Here is a 19454-nt window from a genome sequence, read left to right as displayed (position 1 = left end):
TATGATTATTCCGGCATTAGATTTAATTGATGGCAAAGTCGTTCGTCTTCATCAAGGTGATTATAATAAACAACGTGATTATGATGATGATCCGATCCGCCGCTACCAACAATATCAACAAGACGGAGCAAAATTATTGCATCTCGTCGACTTAACTGGCGCGAAAGATCCACTTGCACGGCAGATCCCACTATTAAAACAGCTAGTTGCCTGTGTTAACGTTCCTGTGCAAGTTGGTGGTGGTATTCGTAGCGAAGAAGATGTGAAGTCACTATTAGCCGCAGGAGCAAGTCGGGTTGTGATTGGCTCTACAGCGGTGAGCCAGCCCGAATTAGTCAAAACATGGTTTGAGCGTTATGGTGCTGATGCGATTGTACTCGCCCTTGATGTTCGTATCGACGAACAAGGTAAAAAATGGGTGGCGGTAAGTGGCTGGCAAGAAAACTCCCCCTATACACTAGAAGAGATCATCGCACTTTATCAACCTGTAGGATTAAAGCATGTATTGTGCACCGATATTTCTCGTGATGGCACCTTAGCCGGTTCTAACGTCGAACTGTATAAAGAAATTAGCCAGCGTTTCCCTGATATTTTATTCCAAGCTTCAGGCGGTATTGGTGATTTACAGGATATTGCAGCACTTCCTGGATCGGGTGTTGCGGGCATTATTGTTGGCAGAGCACTATTAGAAGGTAAATTCACATTACAAGAGGCGATATCATGTTGGCAAAACGCATAATTCCTTGTCTTGATGTTCGTGATGGACAGGTTGTTAAAGGTGTGCAATTTCGTAACCATGAAATTATTGGTGATATTGTTCCCTTAGCAGAACGCTACGCGAAAGAAGGTGCCGACGAGCTGGTCTTTTATGATATAACCGCCTCTTCTGATGGCCGAGTAGTCGATAAAAGTTGGGTATCGCGGGTAGCCGAAGTGATTGATATTCCATTTTGTGTTGCGGGTGGCATTCGCTCAGTAGAAGATGCCGGGAAAATTCTCTCTTTTGGGGCAGATAAAATCTCAATTAATTCCCCTGCACTTTCTGATCCAACACTGATTTCTCGCCTTGCCGATCGCTACGGTGTGCAGTGTGTAGTTGTGGGAATTGATACATGGTTTGATGAAAAAACTGGGGAATATCTCGTTTATCAATTTACGGGTGATGAAAAACGCACACAACAAACGCCATGGAAAACGCTCGATTGGGTACAAGAAGTACAGCAACGAGGTGCGGGGGAAATAGTGTTAAACATGATGAACCAAGATGGTGTAAGACAAGGTTATGATTTAAAACAACTCGCACTGGTACGCCAAGTCACTCAGGTTCCCATGATAGCTTCTGGCGGTGCAGGTGAAATGTCACACTTTCTGGATGCATTTAAATTAGCCAATGTTGACGGTGCCCTTGCCGCTTCCGTATTCCATAAGCAGATCATTAATATCAACGAATTGAAACAGTATCTCGCAGAAAATGGCGTTAAGGTAAGAATATAATGAATAATACAAAACTCGCCCAATTAGATTGGCAAAAAGTCGATAACCTAATGCCTGTCATTATCCAAAATGCTATTTCTGGTGATGTCTTAATGCTTGGTTATATGGATAAAGCCGCATTAGAAATGACGCTAAACAGTGGCAAGGTCACTTTCTATTCACGAACTAAACAACGTTTATGGACAAAAGGTGAAACATCAGGCAATTTCCTTAAATTAGTGGATATTTATCCTGATTGTGATAACGATACTTTACTTATTTTAGCTCACCCAATCGGGCCTACTTGTCATAATGGGACTGAAAGTTGTTTTGCTCCGGCTCAAAGCCAATGGGGATTTCTTTATGAGCTTGAGAACTTACTGCGCGAGCGTAAAAGCGCCTCGCCAGATAGCTCTTATACGGCACAACTTTATGCCAGCGGAACCAAACGTATCGCACAAAAAGTCGGAGAGGAAGGTGTTGAGACTGCTTTAGCTGCAACTGTTAATGATCGTGAAGAGTTAAAAAATGAAGCTTCTGATTTGCTCTATCATTTAATGGTGCTATTACAAGACCAATCGCTATCTCTATCTGATGTGATTGATTGCTTACAAAAGCGTCATAAAAAAGCGCAATAAAATAAGTATCAGTCATTAAACTACATGACCACTTTATACTTGATAATATAAAAAACACCTCAAATACGACATTGATATTTGAGGTGTTAATTCTTTGCTTAAACAAGATGTTAATTTATATTAACCCTCTTATTTTTAGCGATTACATTGCTTGGCGGAATATCTCGATAACATCACTTTCACTACCTTGAACAGGGTTAGTGATGGCACATGCATCTTTTAATGCATTTTCAGCTAATGTTTTGAAATCTTCTTCTTTCACGCCTAATTCTTTCAGGCCTGCTGGAATACCGACATCTTTGGCGATTTTGCGGATCTCTTCAATACAAGCTTGCGCACCCTGCTCATCATTCATTGCCGAAACATCAACACCCATAGCTTGCGCTATATCTTTTAAACGACCTGCTGCTGCTTGGATGTTATAAGCTTGAACATGAGGCAGTAATACTGCATTACATACACCATGAGGTAAGTTATAAAAACCACCTAATTGGTGAGCCATAGCATGCACATAACCTAAAGAAGCATTATTAAATGCCATACCCGCTAAAAATTGTGCATAAGCCATATTTTCACGTGCTGCTGTATCACCACCGTTTTCAACGACTTTACGTAAAGACTCACTGATCATCGTCACTGCTTTTAACGCACATGCATCAGTAATAGGATTAGCGGCAGTAGAGACATAAGCTTCAACAGCATGGGTTAACGCATCCATACCCGTAGCTGCGGTTAAACCTTTTGGCATACCAATCATTAACTCTGAATCATTTACAGATAAGATTGGTGTTACATTTTTATCAACAATAGCCATTTTAATATGACGCGCAGTATCCGTGATGATACAAAAACGTGTCATTTCAGAAGCAGTACCAGCGGTTGTATTAATTGCAATCAGTGGTAATTGCGGATGCTCAGAGCGATCAACCCCTTCATAATCGGCAATCTTACCACCATTGGCAGCGACTAGTGCGATACCTTTAGCACAGTCATGAGGAGAGCCACCACCTAAAGAGATAACACAGTCACATTGATGCTCTTTTAATAAGGCTAACCCCGCTTCAACATTTTCAACGGTAGGGTTTGGCGCTGTACCATCATAAGTAACGCTAGCAATACCTGATTTCGCCAGTAATTCACTCACTTTATTTACAACACCTAATTGATTTAAAACACTATCAGTAACAATCAGTGCTTTATGAAAGCCAAAGTCTTTCATTGAGTTTATCGCGTCTGCAAGACAACCTGCGCCTAATTTGTTTACTGAAGGGATATAAAATGTTGAACTGGCCATTATTGACTTCCTTTTAGTAATTTAATCTACGTTTTAATATGTTCTATTCTTTTTATTCTTAAATTGATCATTATCAATATAATGAATAAATATTAATTTTTTTATAATATTAGAGCTCTAAAATAATATAGATAATCTAATTATCCTATTAATTCAATAGGATAATACTATTAACATATTATCATTTGTAACAAAATAATTTGATAGGCTTATCAAAATAATAAATACCAAAGAAACATATCACCGCAGAAAAATTTTTTTAAAGTCGTATAATGACCGAATAAGAATACATGCTTAATCTTAGGAGTCATTGATGTCTTTGACTATTTTCGAGCAATTAACCACATTACTCAATAACCACCACGCCCGTTATCGCGTCATGGAACACCCGACCGCGGGTCGTTCTGAGGAAGTTGCTAAAATAAGAGGTACACAATTAGGGCAAGGGGCAAAAGGTCTAGTTTGTCATGTAAAAGGTAATGGTATTAAACAACACGTACTGGCCATTTTACCTGCTGATAAACAAGCTGATCTATCAAAACTCGCTATCGCTATTGGTGGGACAAGAGCCTCTCTTGCAAGCCCGAAAGAAGTTGATGAACTAACGCAATGTGTATTTGGCGCGATCCCACCTTTTAGTTTTCATCCAGCACTAAAACTGGTTGCTGATCCGCTATTATTTGAACGTTTTGATGAATTAGCCTTTAATGCTGGAACATTAGAACGCTCGATTATTTTAAATACACAAGATTATCAGCGGATTGCTCAGCCCGAGTTAATTCATTTTATTCGCCAAGATGATAATGATTAATAAAAGTACTATAAAATGCAGTTAAAAAGTATTTTTTAACTATAACTTTTTAATTACAAATAGTAAAAAGGTGCTGAAATTCAGCACCCCTAACACTTATAACTCACTGTTTTTAAAACTTACTCCATCCACTCAGTATGGAATACGCCTTCTTTATCAGTACGTTTATAAGTATGCGCACCAAAATAGTCACGTTGTGCTTGAATTAAGTTTGCTGGTAACACTTGCGCACGGTAGCTATCATAATAAGAGATAGCCGCGGAGAATGTTGGCGTAGGAATACCTGCTTGAACACCATAACAAACAACATCACGCAATGCTTGTTGATACTCATCAGCGATATTTTTAAAGTAAGGTGCTAATAATAAATTAGCGATATTCGCATCGTCATTATAGGCATCAGTGATTTTTTGTAAGAATTGAGCACGAATGATACAACCTGCACGGAAAATTTTCGCAATTTCACCGTAATTTAGATCCCAGTTATATTCATCTGATGCAGCTTTCAATTGTTGGAAGCCTTGCGCATAAGAGACAATTTTACCTAAATATAGTGCACGACGAACATTCTCGATAAAGGCTTTTTTATCACCAGTAAATGCTTTTGGTGCTGGGCCTGATAATACTTTAGATGCCGCCACACGTTGATCTTTCAGTGAAGAAATATAACGTGCAAAAACAGATTCTGTAATCAACGTAACAGGAACACCTAAGTCTAAAGAGCTTTGGCTAGTCCATTTACCGGTGCCTTTATTTGCCGCTTCATCAAGAATAACATCAACAAGGTAGTTACCTTCTTCATCTTTCTTACGGAAAATATCAGCAGTAATTTCAATAAGGTAGCTACTTAATTCGCCTTTATTCCACTCGGTAAAAGTGTCAGCTAACTCTTCGTTAGTTAAACCTAGTGAGTGTTTTAATACTGAATAAGCTTCTGCTATCAGTTGCATATCACCATATTCAATACCATTGTGTACCATTTTCACATAGTGACCTGCACCATCTGCACCAATATAAGTGACACAAGGCTCGCCATCTGCCACCGCGGCAATTTTCTCAAGAATAGGAGCAACTAACTCATAGGCTTCTTTTTGACCACCAGGCATAATAGAAGGTCCTTTTAATGCCCCTTCTTCACCACCAGAAACACCCGTACCAATAAAGTTAAAACCTTGAGCCGATAGCTCACGATTACGACGAATAGTATCTTTAAAGAAAGTATTTCCGCCATCAATAAGGATATCGCCCTTATCTAAATGTGGTGTCAGGGCTGCGATGGTTTTATCTGTTGCTTCACCCGCTTTAACCATTAACAAAATACGACGCGGTTTTTCTAATGAATCAACAAATTCCTCAATAGAGTAATTCGGAACCAGTTTTTTACCTGGATTTTCAGCGATCACTTCATTGGTTTTATCGCTCGAGCGGTTGTAGATAGATACAGTGTAACCACGGCTTTCAATGTTTAGCGCAAGGTTACGTCCCATCACTGCCATACCAACCACGCCGATTTGCTGTTTTGACATGAAATAACTCCCGTCTGAATATAAACCTGCCAGTCTCAATGTACTGACAATTTGTTAACCTGATCACATAGTAACTCACTCTCTCATTTGGTGGTAGTTATTGATGCAATCGATATCGCATTCCTTATGGTTGACATCCTCCACGCCCTAAAGGACGTGGATCCCTACTGCGTTCAGACTGATGTCTGAATCACCTCGGCGGGTTCCTGCTTCGACGGGCGGTCTGACTGCCCCCTCCCTCCACAGGCAAGCACGGCATGTCCTGCCGCTAAAATGTTACGTGCCCCGTTGATATCAGCATTCGCTGTATATCCACATTCAAGGCACTCGAATTGACTTTGTGACTGGCGGTTTTCCTTTGCTGTATGACCACAGCAAGCGCACTTCTGACTGGTGTAGGCTGGTGGTATTGCCACTACCTGACCACCTCGCCAGAGCTGCTTGTACTCAAGCTGACGGCGCATATCATACCAGCCCTGCTCCAGTATTGAGCGGTTTAAACCAGATTTAGCTTTTACGTTCCGTCCATGCCGTTCTGTCGTACCTTTTGCCGATTTAGACATGTTACTGACCTTTAAGTCCTCAATGACAATCATTGCATTGAGCAACAGGAAACACCTAGTTAGTTAAAAAACCGCGCCTTATATCCTCGACCTGAAGGACGGGGTTTTACGGTGCTTTGGATAAAATGAAATTATTCTGCCACTATCAATAATAATTTATTGAAAAATTCCGCTAAATTGCTCATTATTCCCAAGTCGGCATATGCCGTCTTTATAGAAGGTAAAACAAACTGTATGGAATGGATCGTAGATCCGACGATATGGGTAGGTCTTTCCACCCTTATTGTTCTCGAAATCGTACTTGGTATTGATAACCTTGTTTTTATTGCTATTCTAGCAGATAAACTCCCAGCAAAATTAAGAGATAAAGCACGTATCACAGGATTATTGTGTGCTCTTATTATGCGGATTGTACTGCTATTTAGTCTCTCTTGGCTTATCACCCTAACCAAACCTCTTATCACACTGTTTGATCATCCTTTCAGTGCCAGAGACTTAATCATGCTCCTCGGAGGGATATTCTTACTTTTCAAAGCCACAATGGAGCTTAATGAACGGCTAGAAGGTAAAGATCATAACGAGGGAAAACAACGTAAAACCACGAGTTTTTGGTCTGTTGTTGCGCAAATTATTGTACTAGATGCTGTATTCTCTCTAGACTCTGTTATCACTGCGGTAGGGATGGTTGACCATCTCGGCGTTATGATTGCTGCTGTAACTATTGCGATGTTCTTGATGATCCTCGCAAGTAAGCCATTAACCACATTTGTCAATAATCACCCAACTATTGTTATTTTATGTTTAAGCTTCTTATTGATGATTGGTTTTGCCTTAGTTGCAGAAGGGTTTGGCTATCCAATACCTAAAGGCTATTTATACGCTGCCATTGGTTTCTCTATTATGATAGAGATATTTAACCAACTCGCACAGTTTAACCGTCGACGCTTCTTATCAGCTTCTCGCTCTTTGCGTGAACGTACAGCGGAAGCGGTATTGCGCATTATTAATGGTAAACCAGAAGCCTCTGAACTTGACCCTCACACTTCTGATTTAGTTGCTAATACAGAAGAGGTGTTTGATCCTCAAGAGCGCCAAATGATTGTGCGCGTTCTGGGTTTAAGCCAGCGAAACGTCAATAGTATTATGACTTCACGCCATGATGTTGAATATGTTGATCTAAAAGCCACCCAAGATGATATTCGCCAATTACTAGAAGAAGATCCCCATTCTCGTCTCGTTATTACCGACGAAGAAAATAGCGACGAACCTATCGGCGTGGTAAATGTTATTCAATTATTAAATCAACAGTTACGTAATGAACCATTAGATTTGCGTTTATTAATTACACAACCCTTAATCTTCCCTGAGGGGTTATCACTATTACAGGCATTAGAACAATTCCGTAATGCTCATACTCACTTTGCCTTTGTGGTTGATGAGTTTGGCTCTGTCGAAGGCATTGTTACCTTAACCGATGTAATGGAAACCATCGCCGGTAATTTACCAGTAAGTACAGAGGAAAATGACTCTCGTCACGACTTAGTACAGAATGAAGATGGCTCATGGACTGTCAATGGTTTTACACCGCTGGAAGACTTAGTGCTTTATATTCCTATTAAGTTGGATGAAAAACGTGAGTATGAAACCTTGGCTGGCTTATTGATGGAACACTTACAACGCGTTCCTGCCGTCGGTGAAAAAGTGGTTATTGATGGTATTGAATTTGAACCATTAGATGTACACAATCACCGTATTAATAAAGTACGTATTGTTGAACCAACACCTGAAGACGAAGAAAACGTCGACGAAGCTTAATTTCTATTAAATAACCAAATATCCGTCTCTAAGGCGGATATTTTTTATCTGAAAATGGTGCTTAATAAAAAACGGGCTTTGTCTATACATAACAAAGCCCGTCAATAGAATGAAAAATAAAGTAGATAAAGCTAACTTTATTTCAATAATTTATTGATGATCAACCTAATGTGCTGGGTACCAGTATTTCCGTTGCAACAATCACAATCACAAGCCCGACCAATACTGGTACAGAAACGCGTTTCATCACTTCAAAAGGTGAAATTTTTGCCATTCCTGATACAGCAACTACCACACCCGATACAGGTGATAAAGTCCGTCCTAAGTTTGATGCTTGTAACATCGGAATAGTTAAGTAAGCAGGATTCACACCCATATTACTTGCTAAGCGCGGAATTAATTCAACGAAAGCATAGAAAGGCGCATTCCCTGAGCCTGTTGTCATTGCCGCGAGCATGGTAATTAAGACTAATGCAATCATCATAACAATCGCCCCTGAGCCTAATGATTGTGCACCATCAATTAACGCGTGAATAAAGCCAACCGTTGTTAAACCTTGCGCAAAAACCCCTGCGGCAACTAATAACATTACCACTTGGGCAAATGCATCAGCCATACCACGGTAAGCAACTTCTAAACCGGCAAAAACCTCTTTAGCACTAAAGCTACGGATAAATTCAATAACCGCAGATAACATCATGCAAAGAATAATAATGGCAACAATATGAAGCTCTGGTAACCATTTACCATCAAAAACTAATACACCAATAATAGGTGTGAAAGGTAAAATCGCATAGAAATTAGGGGCGTGAGTTTTGATTTCGTTCACATCTAACATCTCTGTTTCGATATGCTCTTTACGATCAAGATAACGTTGCCAGAAAAAGTGAGCAATACACATCCCAAGAATTGCGGCAATAGAGATAGGCAGTGTTGTTTTAAACGCAAAATCAATAAGTGGCATTTCAGAAGCTTGTGCCGCTAAAATCACGTCACCAGAGGTTGGCGCTAAAATAATTGATGCAGGTGAAGCACAGATAGCTGCCGCCGCACCACGACTAATTCCCATATTGACCATCACTGGGAATAAGGTCGCCATCAATAACACACCAAGACCTGTTGCGGATGAAACAGCTAATGACATTAAACATGCAACAATATAAGCCGCTACCATTAAAAGATAAGGTGAGTTGATCATTTTTAATGGGCGTGAGGCAAGTTTCACGACCACGTCATTGGCACCAATATGAGTCATATAAGAAGCAAACCCACATAGCACCATGATCATCATCCCCAGATCACCACCACGGCTCATAAGTAGATTTTTTACATACTCAACAATATCGATTAAGCGATAACCGGTACTTGTGACACTGGCTGGTAATACTGATTTGCCCATAATCACACTGATGATAAGCAATAATAGCCCACCAGTAAGTAGCACACCTGTTGGCGAATATCCCTTAACAATGTAACGCCCAACACCCACAGCGACGAGGGCGCCGATAAGAATTTCAATCATGTATAGTTCCTGTCTACGATAGTTATTTATAAAATGAAGCTTTTTGTTTTTATCATCATTTTTTTGCATTTAGTGCAATGGACACACTCTGCCCAAAGGCAACGTTGCAGTGTATGACATATATCAAAAAAAACGACTATTTTTTTACATGTAAACAGTACGAATGAGTATTTTTTAGGCAAAAACTGAATTAAATGATAAACATAATGCACTATGAGCATAATTTAATCATTTTATCCATTTTCTGTTAACGGTGGTAGGGAACCGGGAACGGGGATAAGAAACGTAATGCAGCATCTGTGTTCCACAGATATTGTTTAATATAAGAGAAGAGATTATTAATCATAAATTAATAAAATCAATTTATTAGCCAAAAACAAAACAAGGTGGAATAAAAAGTTATTCCACCTTGTTAACAACTTTAAAAATTATATTTTTTTCAATAATTGATTAAGCGCTTTAACTTCGGGGCTATCATCTTGCTTATTTAACCAATTATCTATGGCCTGTTTTGCTTTTTGCTGTAATTGATCACGTAGTAATTTTTCAACGTTAAACTCATATTGGATAGCATTCCAATTACCATACAATCTTAATGGAATATCTATTTTGGCTAGTTGGCGAATAAATTCATTCTCTTTACCCCAACCTTTTTTGATATTAACCATCAGCATCACATCTAGATTATGACGTTGTAGATCTAATTGACCTTGCCCGCTGATCTGATAAGCACTTGCTTGAGCATCTAACTGATTTAACGTCACTCGGCCTTTAGGCGCTAGTTTAAACTGGGCAATCACACTATCGGCTTTGGTATAGTTCTCAATATCTTCAGGATAAACCACTTGATCGGTTGTTTGTGCAATAGATTGCTGGATCACTTGTGGAATATTTAATCCTAGCATTTTAAATTCGCTTAATGACGTATCCAGTGTACCCTGCCAACTATTAAGAAACGCGTTGCGATTATATCCGGCACCTTCTAGATGCCCTTTAGCAGAAATTAAACCGCTGAAATTTTCTGGCTGATCAAAGACGCGTAATAAAGGTTGCAAAGGGATATTATTCATTGTGACATTCATACTAATATGCGCTGGCACAATGCTAGTAGAAATCACCGTAGGCAGTGAGAAATTTCCGTTTAGGATCTGCCCTTCTAACCTATCAATATTTAATGATTTGGGGTTATTTAATGCGGTTAATTTAACATTGTTTATTTCTAATTCTTTATACAATAACTTATTGAGCGCTAAGTTTAAGCTAAATTCAATATCACCCCAGTGGGTTAAATCATACGCTTTGTTTTCAATTGTCGCGGAGGTAATAACCGGACGAGCCATAATAGTTGCATTGGGTGATGGTGCAGCCTGAGCATGGCTAAAGAATGAGAATGATCTCGACGGGGTATTTGCCAAGGTTAACGATGCCGTTTCAGATGAATTAGGCTGTGCTAACTCAGGTAATAGGGTATTTAAATTTAAAGTGTCCCCAGTTAATTCCACTTGATAGCGGTTCTTTTTAGCCAATTCAGCCGTGATGCTACCTTGTAACTGACTCTCATTTGCCGTCATATTTAAATTATTTAAGGCAATAACATTTACACTATCATTTTTAATATTGAAATCTGAGGTTAAATTTCCGGAGATCCCTTGAGCCGGAAGCCCTATTCCCGATAATGCATAATCTAATTGAGCGATATTGCCACTGATTTGATATGGGTAGCCACTCATATCAGCATTAGCAACAACATTTAACATTAACTCGCGACGATCACGATTAATTTTGGTGCTCATCTCAAGGTTAATTTGTTTTTTGTCGTCCGTTTTTAATAATAAATTGATATCGCGTAAATTAAGTTGCTCTCCCCCTTTGGTTTGCCAAATAATCAAACTATCGGAGATCCTCACCTTAGCAATATTTAATTGCCAACGATTTGTTTTTGGCTCAATGATCGGACGAGTACTGTCTTCATTGGCAACAGAAGGCGGGGTTATTTTAGGTATTGCTTTACTCTCAGGCGTTTGTCTAACCACTGCGCCTTTTAGCATCACTTCTTTTACTTCCAACTGGTGGGAAAGTAATGGCCATAATTCCACATCAAGACGCATATTATCAGCAGTGATCAATGGTTGCTCAGCACCGGGGGCTGTTAATGACATTTTACCACTAATAATGCTGAGTTTTGGCCAGACATGCCAACGCATATCATCTTGTAAGGTTAATTTATAGCCACTTTGTTTTTCAACGCGTTCAACAAGATAACCACGAAAATCATTAGGGTTAATGAGCAAAACTAATGTCGTTAAGCCTGCCAAAATCACTACAAGCAAAATGGCGAGTGTTGTCAAAAACCTTTTCATATTGTTACCCGCTTAATAAAGTTGATAATAGTCGTTAATGAAAATTAATCTTCGCTAATCCGACTTCCTACCGCACCTTGTTGATTTTTATATTTCGCATCTTGGCGACGATTGTAAGGCCTATCCGCAGAGCCTGACATAGGTTCAAAACTTAATGCGCCAATCACCATACCCGGTCTTAATGCTAATGGCAGTTTACCTGAATTAAAAAATTCTAATACGATGTGTCCATGCCAACCCGGATCAATTCGGTGAGCCGTGACGTGTACCATTAATCCTAATCGCGCTAAAGATGAGCGTCCATCTAACCACCCTACTACATTATCCGGTAATGTGACAGACTCTAATGTAACCGCCAAGGCAAGCTCTCCGGGATGAAGATAAAACGCTTCGCCTTCTGGTAATACAATTTCATCACTCATCACCCGCTCAAGGGCCTCATTAACTTCATTTTTGGGGCCACTGAGGTCAATGTAAGCCGCAGTATGTCCTTGGAAAACACGAAACTGGTTACCCAAGCGAACATCCGCTGTTGCGCCGTTAATTCGCTCGACAGGCGGGCGGGGTTCAATGACTAATTTACCTTCATCAAGCCACTGAATAATATCACGGTCGCATAATCGCATTTTATTTCCCTTCTTCAAGTTAAACAGGCAGTTTCATGGTTAATCATGCATGAAAGCTGCCTACAAATGAACTCAATTATTCACAAAACTGTCCGATTTTTGCTTTCAAAATATCGATCGCAACACGGTTTTTTCCCCCTCTAGGCACAATAATATCGGCATATTGTTTAGAAGGCTCAATAAACTGGAAGAACATCGGACGAACAGTTTTATTATATTGTTCAATAACAGAATCTAGACTACGCCCACGTTCATTCACATCACGTTTAATTCTACGCATTAGACAGATATCTAATGGCGTATCGACAAAGATAGAAAAATCCATCTCTTCACGTAAGCGTTTATCTGTTAATAACAGAATACCTTCAATAATAATAACTTTTTTTGGTTTAAAATGAATGGTTTCTGATTTACGGGTGTGAGCGACATAATCATATTGAGGGAGTTCGATGGCGTTTCCGGCTTTTAGTTCACACAAGTGTTGGTATAAAAGTGCGTGATCCATCGAATTGGGGTGGTCGTAGTTAACTTTATATCGCTCTTCCATTGTTAAATCACTTTGGTCACGATAATAGCAATCTTCTGGTATCACACCGATATTATGATCACCTACTTGCGCTCTTAATTCACGGTAAAGTGTACTGGCAATAAGACTTTTACCTGAAGCAGAGGCTCCAGCGATACCTACAATTGTGCACTGATGTGCTGTGTCAGCCATAATAAAAAACCTGGTTTGAAATAAAAAAGAGGAATAACGTAATAATATGTAAATATTACGCTCGCGCAGATTATAGTTTTGAAATCCTTCTGGTTCCAGCGTAAAACCAAAAATCTCTTTGTTTTTTATCAAAAATAGTCAGATTTCAGCGGATAAAAAAAAGGAAGCCTAAAAGACTTCCCATAATAATCAATAGATTATTGTTTCACCGCTTATACCGCGCGGAAAGAAATTTCCGTTGGAATAGCATCCCCATCCCAATACATTTGCGCAGAAACTGTTGAAGCAATTTCACGATAGATATCAGCGAATTCACCTTCAGGATCACGCATCACCGTCGGTTGTCCGCGATCTAAATCTTCACGTAAAGAGATATGCAGTGGAATTTGACCCAATAATTGGCAATGATATTTTTCGGCTAATTTCTCAGCACCACCAGTACCAAAAATAGGCTCAAGATGACCACAATTGCTACAAATATGCGCACTCATATTCTCAATAATACCTAATACGGGTACATTGACTTTTTTGAACATGACAATGCCTTTCATCGCATCCACCAGCGCAATATCTTGTGGTGTTGTAACAACAACGGCGCCAGTCACCGGAATATTTTGTGATAAGGTCAATTGAATATCACCCGTTCCTGGTGGCATATCGATCACAAGGTAGTCTAAATCAGGCCATAACGTATCTTGCAGCATTTGCATCAACGCTTTGCTTGCCATTGGACCACGCCATACCATGGCATTATCGTCTGTGACTAAATAACCGATAGAGTTAGATGCTAGACCATACGCCATAATAGGTGCCATATGTTGCCCATCTGGTGAAGTTGGGCGTTCCATGGTTGTACCTAACATATTAGGAATGGATGGACCATAAATATCCGCATCCAGAATACCAACTTTAGCCCCTTCTTGTGCTAGCGCTAAAGCAAGGTTTACCGCGGTACTGGATTTACCCACCCCGCCTTTACCTGAACTCACCGCCAGAATATTACGTACGCCATTAATACCTGGTAGATCGTTTGCACGACGTAGTGTGGCAATATTGTGTTTTAGCTTCCACTCAACAGCTTTGGCTCCCGTCATATTACGCAGCTCTGCCGTTTTTTCTTCAATCAGTTGTTGGAAAGGTTTTTTCCACACAAACGGCATCACTAATTCGATATGAAGGACATCATCAATCATCGCACACTGATGTAATGCTTTTAGGGAAAGCAGATTACGTTTCAATGTCGGGTGTTCAAAAGTAGACAAGACACCTGAAACTTTTTCTTTCAGAATCTCAGGGGTAGTCTGCTCGGGGGATTTATCACTCATCCCGGCTCCTCTCATTTTCGTTATTCATTAAATATCTGAGTGCACCTATCATATCAGATAGTCAATGACTACGATAATGCCTTACCTCAATTTGCCAAGCGAAATTTCTCTTGCAAAAACTCTATGATTGCCCTAGCGACATCATGACGGATAGGTTAACATCAAAGACCCTTTTTTTAATTTAATGGAAGTAAGATCCTTACTATGTCTCACGTCGCGAATAAATTATTGGTAACCTGCGCGTTACCTTATGCTAACGGTTCAATTCATCTCGGTCATATCCTTGAACACATTCAGGCTGATATCTGGGTCCGTTACCAACGAATGCGCGGCAAAGAAGTTCATTTCATCTGCGCTGATGATGCTCACGGCACGCCTATTATGCTGAAAGCTCAACAATTGGGTATTACCCCAGAAGCCATGATTGAAGAGATGAGCAAAGAGCATCAACAGGATTTTGCCGGTTTTAATATCAGCTACGATAATTATCACTCCACACACAGTGAAGAAAATCGTCAATTATCGACGAAAATTTATCTAGCCCTGAAAAAAAATGGTCATATTAAAAGTAAAACGATTTCTCAACTTTATGATGAAGAAAAAGGCATGTTCTTGCCTGATCGTTTTGTTAAAGGGACTTGCCCTAAGTGTAAAGCGCCCGATCAATATGGTGATAACTGTGAAGTATGTGGGTCAACTTATAGCCCGACAGAATTAATTAATCCTCGCTCTGTGGTATCGGGTTCAACGCCGGTAATGCGTGAAACCGAACACTATTTCTTTGATCTCCCAGCCTTTAGCAATATGTTGCAAGAGTGGATCCGCTCCGGTGCATTGCAAGAGCAAGTAGCCAATAAGATGCAAGAGTGGTTTGACAGCGGTCTGCAACAGTGGGATATCACCCGTGACGCCCCTTATTTCGGTTTTGAAATCCCTGATGCGCCGGGTAAATATTTCTATGTTTGGTTAGACGCCCCTATTGGTTATATGGGCTCATTCTTAAACCTATGTGAAAAGCGTGGTGATTTAAGCTTTGATGAGTTCTGGAACAAAGAGAGCAAAACTGACTTATACCATTTTATCGGTAAAGATATCGTTTATTTCCACAGCTTATTCTGGCCGGCAGTGTTAGAAGGTAGTGAATACCGTAAACCAACCAACCTATTTGTGCATGGCTATGTCACCGTCAATGGTGCGAAGATGTCAAAATCTCGCGGCACCTTTATTACGGCACGAGCCTATCTTGATCACTTTGATGCTGATTGCCTACGCTATTACTATGCAGCAAAACTTTCATCACGTATTGATGATATTGACCTAAACTTAGAAGACTTTGTACAGCGTGTAAACAGCGATATCGTCAACAAGGTGGTTAACCTCGCGTCCCGTACTGCGGGTTTTATCAGTAAACGCTTTGATGGCAAATTAGCGGCAAACCTTGATGATGCGAAGTTATATCAACATTTCGTCGATATGCAAGAAAGCATCGCACAATGTTTTGAAAACCGTGAATTTGGTAAAGCCATTCGTGAAATTATGGCATTAGCAGACGAAGCTAACCGCTATATTGATGAAAAAGCGCCTTGGGTGGTTGCTAAACAAGAAGGTAAAGAGGCTGAGTTGCAAGCTATTTGTACTATGGGAATTAACTTATTCCGTGTACTGATGACTTATTTAAAACCAATTCTACCTTCTTTAACAGAACGTTCAGAAGCCTTCTTACAAACTGAATTAACTTGGAATGCTCTGTCGCAACCGCTGTTAAACCATGAAATTACTAAATTTAAAGCATTGTTTAATCGTATTGAAATGGATAAAGCCAATGCAATGGTAGAAGCTTCAAAAAGTACCATTGCGCCAGTCAAAGAAATCACGGGTCCATTAGCAGACGCGCCTATTCAAGAAACTATTAAATTTGATGATTTTGCCAAAATTGATATGCGCATTGCTGAAATTAAACAGGCTGATTTCGTTGACGGCTCAGATAAGTTGCTAAAATTAATACTGGACTTAGGGGGAGAAACACGCCAAGTATTCTCCGGCATTCGTTCTGCATACCCTGATCCGAAAGTATTAGAAGGTCGCTTAACTGTTATGGTTGCAAACCTAGCACCTCGCAAAATGCGTTTTGGAATTTCAGAAGGTATGGTGATGGCCGCAGGCCCTGGTGGTGAAGATATTTTCTTACTTAGCCCAGATAGTGGGGCTAAACCGGGTCACCAAGTGAAATAAAAACTGACCTTTATTCAAAATGCAAATACAAAGCGGGGTTCTATAAAGAGCCCCGCTCTTTTTTTATTGTGATCCATAGCACACTTTGAAAATTGGTGTATGATAAATACGTCAGTTGATTTAGGACACATATCTATGAAATCTAAGCGGGTGCAGATCACAATCTGGCACTATATACGATCATTTTTTATACTTTATCTTTGTCTTTTTGCCGGTAATCTTATTTCAGCCTTATTACCTTTCGCGGTGCCAGGCAGTATTGTTGGACTACTTATTCTATTTGGTTTACTTGCCTTCCAGCTTATTCCATTACGTTGGGTAAAACCCGGTGGTAATATTTTACTGAAAAATATGTCATTGCTCTTTATTCCTATCGGGGTGGGTGTAATGAACTATTATAATTTATTAAGCCAACAACTCTTTCCTATTGTTCTGGCCTGTGTTGTCAGTACCTTTGCGGTGATGGCGCTAGTTGCTTACTGCTCACATTACGTGCATCGTGAACGTCCTATTATCGGTGCTAAACCCGATAAAGTAGAGGATGTAGAATTAGCAGAACAACAAGACGACGACAGAGCGTTAAGTGAGAAGAAAAAATGTTAATATTAATGAATATTTGGTGGTCATTACCGCTAACACTTATTATTTTCTACTTAGCACGTAAACTGGCGGCTCGATTTAAATGGCCTATTTTAAATCCGTTATTGATTGCTATTGTTGTTATTATTCCTATTTTATTAGTGACACACACCGCTTATGAGGATTATTTTGCCGGAAGTCGTATCCTTAACGACTTGTTGCAACCAGCTGTTGTTGCTTTAGCTATTCCTTTATATCAACAATTACACCAAATACGCGCACAATGGAAATCGTTAATTAGTATCTGCTTTATTGGTAGTATCGCCGCCATGGCTAGTGGTACAGCGATTGCATTATGGGCTGGCGCTACTCCTGAAATTGCCGCCTCCATTTTGCCTAAATCGGTAACAACCCCTATCGCAATGGCTGTTGCGGATTCCATAGGTGGTATTCCTGCAATCAGTGCTGCATGTGTTATTGCAGTAGGTATTTTAGGTGCCATTTTTGGTCATACGCTATTTAAAATATTACGTATTCCAACTCACGCTTCTCGTGGTTTAGCGATGGGAACCGTCTCTCACGCAGTGGGTACCGCAAGAGCGGCTGAAATCGATTATATTGAAGGGGCATATAGTTCATTAGCATTAATGACTTGCGGTATTATTACTTCACTTACCGCACCTTTTATTTTTCCTTTTATTTTGCACCTTTTTAGCTAATTAGCTAATTAGCTAAATCAATAGAACACATAAAAAACCTTCGTTCAGAGCGAAGGTTTTTTATGCTAATGCTAAAATCAATTTACTATAAATTTGAGATGTATCTCCCAATTAATCATTCAGTTGCAATAGTTTCATTGAAAATATGATTTTAATCACATATAAGAATAGGTAAAGATGCCTAAAATCTTACAATAGCAGAAGATTAATGGGAGACACCTATATGCATACTCGTTTTCAGGCAATTTGGTCAGATTTATCCCCTCAATTACAACAAGCACTTACGCCTTATCTTGAGCAGGATGAATTTCCGGCAATGTTCACTGCAGAACAAGTTAATGCGTTAAAAACACAGTTACAATGTAATGATGATGAGTTAGCCCTCGCATTACTGCCTGTTGCAGCCGCTTGTGCTGTGACACCTATCTCTCATTTTAATGTGGGTGCCATTGCTCGTGGTGAAAGCGGTCACTTCTATTTTGGGGCAAATATGGAGTTTGCTGGCGCCCCATTACAACAAACGGTACACGCAGAGCAAAGTGCGGTTACACATGCTTGGTTACGCGGTGAGTCTCGTTTAGTTGCCATCACAGTTAACTATACCCCTTGTGGTCATTGTCGTCAGTTTATGAACGAACTAAATAGCGGCACTCATATTGCAATCCATCTCCCAGGCCGAAAAGTGGCAACCTTAGGTGACTACTTACCTGATAGCTTTGGCCCTAAAGATCTCAATATCACTACCCTACTGATGGATAAAGTTAATCACGGTTATCAAATAGATAACACTAGCCAACTGGCACAACAGGCACTACAAGCAATAAATCGTAGTCATGCCCCTTACAGCCATTCTCACAGTGGTATTGCTGTACAGATGAAAAGCGGTAAGATCTTTCAAGGCAGTTATGCTGAAAATGCCGCATTCAATCCTAGTATGCCACCATTACAAGCGGCACTTATTGCATTAAATATGGCGGGTGAAAATGTTATGGATATTGAGTCTGCAATATTAATTGAAAAAGCAGACAGCCTATTAACTCAGTGGGATGCCACACAAGCAACATTAACAGCTTTAGGTTGCCGCCAAATACAGCGTGTCACTTTGTAACATTTTTTAACTTATACCGTTAAATTGTCCTCATAAAAAAGCATCAGCATGTAAATTTTTGCTGATGCTTATCAGAAAAAGTCATAACAATTGTATCTATCTCTCATTTCTAAGCAGAAAAATCATAAAAAAATAACATAAGCTG

At 39.8% G+C, this 19454-nt stretch carries 16 protein-coding genes and 2 pseudogenes; 10 read left to right on the top strand and 8 right to left on the bottom strand.

All coding sequences use genetic code 11. The annotated features are described in order from the left end of the window. Position 1 precedes the first annotated feature (1 nt). Genes hisA through hisIE form a run of 3 tightly spaced genes read left to right on the top strand, consistent with a single transcriptional unit; the run spans position 2 to position 2111 of the window. Complete coding sequence (gene hisA / locus PMI_RS03250; RefSeq protein ID WP_004244524.1) at positions 2 to 739, top strand: 1-(5-phosphoribosyl)-5-[(5-phosphoribosylamino)methylideneamino]imidazole-4-carboxamide isomerase; 738 nt, start codon at positions 2 to 4, stop codon at positions 737 to 739. Further along, complete coding sequence (gene hisF / locus PMI_RS03245; protein ID WP_004244523.1) at positions 721 to 1494, top strand: imidazole glycerol phosphate synthase subunit HisF; 774 nt, start codon at positions 721 to 723, stop codon at positions 1492 to 1494. Before hisA ends, hisF begins: the two co-directional genes overlap by 19 nt. Further along, a complete protein-coding gene (gene hisIE / locus PMI_RS03240; RefSeq protein ID WP_012367689.1) occupies positions 1494 to 2111 on the top strand; it encodes a bifunctional phosphoribosyl-AMP cyclohydrolase/phosphoribosyl-ATP diphosphatase HisIE in 618 nt (205 codons plus the stop codon). Before hisF ends, hisIE begins: the two co-directional genes overlap by 1 nt. A gap of 142 nt (positions 2112 to 2253) precedes the next feature. On the opposite strand, the gene yiaY is transcribed toward hisIE, so the two are convergent. Continuing rightward, entirely contained in the window at positions 2254 to 3405 is a 1152-nt protein-coding gene (gene yiaY / locus PMI_RS03235; protein WP_004244521.1) for an L-threonine dehydrogenase, read from the bottom strand. A gap of 313 nt (positions 3406 to 3718) precedes the next feature. Between yiaY and PMI_RS03230 the strand changes: the two genes are divergently transcribed. Beyond that, positions 3719 to 4216 carry a YbaK/prolyl-tRNA synthetase associated domain-containing protein gene (locus tag PMI_RS03230; RefSeq protein WP_004244520.1) on the top strand — a complete coding sequence of 166 codons (498 nt, stop codon included), beginning with the start codon at positions 3719 to 3721 and terminating at the stop codon, positions 4214 to 4216. Positions 4217 to 4335: 119 nt separating this feature from the next. On the opposite strand, the gene gnd is transcribed toward PMI_RS03230, so the two are convergent. Together gnd and PMI_RS03220 are read right to left on the bottom strand one after the other, a co-directional pair. Further along, the gene (gene gnd, locus PMI_RS03225) at positions 4336 to 5742 is read right to left on the bottom strand and encodes an NADP-dependent phosphogluconate dehydrogenase (RefSeq protein WP_004244519.1); all 1407 of its coding nucleotides are present in this window, start codon (positions 5740 to 5742) and stop codon (positions 4336 to 4338) included. Between the two features lie 173 nt (positions 5743 to 5915). Continuing rightward, positions 5916 to 6344: pseudogene (locus PMI_RS03220) on the bottom strand (RNA-guided endonuclease InsQ/TnpB family protein); the annotation flags it as partial. Here PMI_RS03220 and PMI_RS19235 point away from each other — a divergent pair. After that, a pseudogene (locus PMI_RS19235) lies at positions 6342 to 6434 on the top strand (IS200/IS605 family transposase); the annotation flags it as partial. The pseudogenes PMI_RS03220 and PMI_RS19235 sit on opposite strands and share 3 nt — an antisense overlap. A 105-nt stretch (positions 6435 to 6539) precedes the next feature. Beyond that, the gene (locus PMI_RS03215) at positions 6540 to 8120 is read left to right on the top strand and encodes a TerC family protein (RefSeq protein ID WP_004247594.1); all 1581 of its coding nucleotides are present in this window, start codon (positions 6540 to 6542) and stop codon (positions 8118 to 8120) included. Positions 8121 to 8280: 160 nt separating this feature from the next. On the opposite strand, the gene dcuC is transcribed toward PMI_RS03215, so the two are convergent. The 5 genes from dcuC to apbC form a co-directional block, all read right to left on the bottom strand. Then, positions 8281 to 9642, bottom strand: a complete 1362-nt coding sequence (dcuC, locus tag PMI_RS03210; RefSeq protein ID WP_004247593.1) for an anaerobic C4-dicarboxylate transporter DcuC — start codon at positions 9640 to 9642, stop codon at positions 8281 to 8283. A 428-nt stretch (positions 9643 to 10070) separates the two neighbouring features. Continuing rightward, a complete protein-coding gene (gene asmA, locus PMI_RS03205; protein WP_004247592.1) occupies positions 10071 to 12002 on the bottom strand; it encodes an outer membrane assembly protein AsmA in 1932 nt (643 codons plus the stop codon). 44 nt (positions 12003 to 12046) lie between these two features. Continuing rightward, the gene (gene dcd / locus PMI_RS03200) at positions 12047 to 12628 is read right to left on the bottom strand and encodes a dCTP deaminase (RefSeq protein WP_004244515.1); all 582 of its coding nucleotides are present in this window, start codon (positions 12626 to 12628) and stop codon (positions 12047 to 12049) included. A gap of 76 nt (positions 12629 to 12704) precedes the next feature. Further along, a complete protein-coding gene (gene udk, locus PMI_RS03195; RefSeq protein WP_004247591.1) occupies positions 12705 to 13346 on the bottom strand; it encodes a uridine kinase in 642 nt (213 codons plus the stop codon). Between the two features lie 212 nt (positions 13347 to 13558). Beyond that, positions 13559 to 14671 carry an iron-sulfur cluster carrier protein ApbC gene (gene apbC / locus PMI_RS03190; protein WP_004247590.1) on the bottom strand — a complete coding sequence of 371 codons (1113 nt, stop codon included), beginning with the start codon at positions 14669 to 14671 and terminating at the stop codon, positions 13559 to 13561. 204 nt (positions 14672 to 14875) lie between these two features. Here apbC and metG point away from each other — a divergent pair, with 204 nt between their 5' ends. From metG to cdd, 4 genes are all read left to right on the top strand, one after another. Then, complete coding sequence (gene metG, locus PMI_RS03185; RefSeq protein WP_004252094.1) at positions 14876 to 16903, top strand: methionine--tRNA ligase; 2028 nt, start codon at positions 14876 to 14878, stop codon at positions 16901 to 16903. A 135-nt stretch (positions 16904 to 17038) separates the two neighbouring features. Beyond that, entirely contained in the window at positions 17039 to 17506 is a 468-nt protein-coding gene (locus tag PMI_RS03180) for a CidA/LrgA family protein (protein ID WP_004247588.1), read from the top strand. After that, positions 17500 to 18201, top strand: coding sequence for a CidB/LrgB family autolysis modulator (locus PMI_RS03175; protein ID WP_004247587.1), 702 nt, complete (start codon positions 17500 to 17502; stop codon positions 18199 to 18201). Before PMI_RS03180 ends, PMI_RS03175 begins: the two co-directional genes overlap by 7 nt. Before the next feature lie 223 nt (positions 18202 to 18424). After that, positions 18425 to 19309 carry a cytidine deaminase gene (cdd, locus tag PMI_RS03170; RefSeq protein ID WP_004247586.1) on the top strand — a complete coding sequence of 295 codons (885 nt, stop codon included), beginning with the start codon at positions 18425 to 18427 and terminating at the stop codon, positions 19307 to 19309. Positions 19310 to 19454 lie beyond the last annotated feature (145 nt).

It is taken from the genome of Proteus mirabilis HI4320, from assembly GCF_000069965.1.
Lineage (GTDB): Bacteria > Pseudomonadota > Gammaproteobacteria > Enterobacterales > Enterobacteriaceae > Proteus > Proteus mirabilis.
The sequence above is the reverse complement of the archived record's forward strand: the minus strand, read 5'-3'. Positions and strand labels throughout refer to the sequence as shown.

Excerpts from the sequence above, each read along its gene's own strand:
- hisA (WP_004244524.1), top strand. The coding sequence starts at position 2 with ATGATTATTCCGGCATTAGATTTAATTGATGGCAAAGTCGTTCGTCTT.
- hisF (WP_004244523.1), top strand. The coding sequence starts at position 721 with ATGTTGGCAAAACGCATAATTCCTTGTCTTGATGTTCGTGATGGACAG.
- hisIE (WP_012367689.1), top strand. The coding sequence starts at position 1,494 with ATGAATAATACAAAACTCGCCCAATTAGATTGGCAAAAAGTCGATAAC.
- yiaY (WP_004244521.1), bottom strand. The coding sequence starts at position 3,405 with ATGGCCAGTTCAACATTTTATATCCCTTCAGTAAACAAATTAGGCGCA.
- PMI_RS03230 (WP_004244520.1), top strand. The coding sequence starts at position 3,719 with ATGTCTTTGACTATTTTCGAGCAATTAACCACATTACTCAATAACCAC.
- gnd (WP_004244519.1), bottom strand. The coding sequence starts at position 5,742 with ATGTCAAAACAGCAAATCGGCGTGGTTGGTATGGCAGTGATGGGACGT.
- PMI_RS03215 (WP_004247594.1), top strand. The coding sequence starts at position 6,540 with ATGGAATGGATCGTAGATCCGACGATATGGGTAGGTCTTTCCACCCTT.
- dcuC (WP_004247593.1), bottom strand. The coding sequence starts at position 9,642 with ATGATTGAAATTCTTATCGGCGCCCTCGTCGCTGTGGGTGTTGGGCGT.
- asmA (WP_004247592.1), bottom strand. The coding sequence starts at position 12,002 with ATGAAAAGGTTTTTGACAACACTCGCCATTTTGCTTGTAGTGATTTTG.
- dcd (WP_004244515.1), bottom strand. The coding sequence starts at position 12,628 with ATGCGATTATGCGACCGTGATATTATTCAGTGGCTTGATGAAGGTAAA.
- udk (WP_004247591.1), bottom strand. The coding sequence starts at position 13,346 with ATGGCTGACACAGCACATCAGTGCACAATTGTAGGTATCGCTGGAGCC.
- apbC (WP_004247590.1), bottom strand. The coding sequence starts at position 14,671 with ATGAGTGATAAATCCCCCGAGCAGACTACCCCTGAGATTCTGAAAGAA.
- metG (WP_004252094.1), top strand. The coding sequence starts at position 14,876 with ATGTCTCACGTCGCGAATAAATTATTGGTAACCTGCGCGTTACCTTAT.
- PMI_RS03180 (WP_004247588.1), top strand. The coding sequence starts at position 17,039 with ATGAAATCTAAGCGGGTGCAGATCACAATCTGGCACTATATACGATCA.
- PMI_RS03175 (WP_004247587.1), top strand. The coding sequence starts at position 17,500 with ATGTTAATATTAATGAATATTTGGTGGTCATTACCGCTAACACTTATT.
- cdd (WP_004247586.1), top strand. The coding sequence starts at position 18,425 with ATGCATACTCGTTTTCAGGCAATTTGGTCAGATTTATCCCCTCAATTA.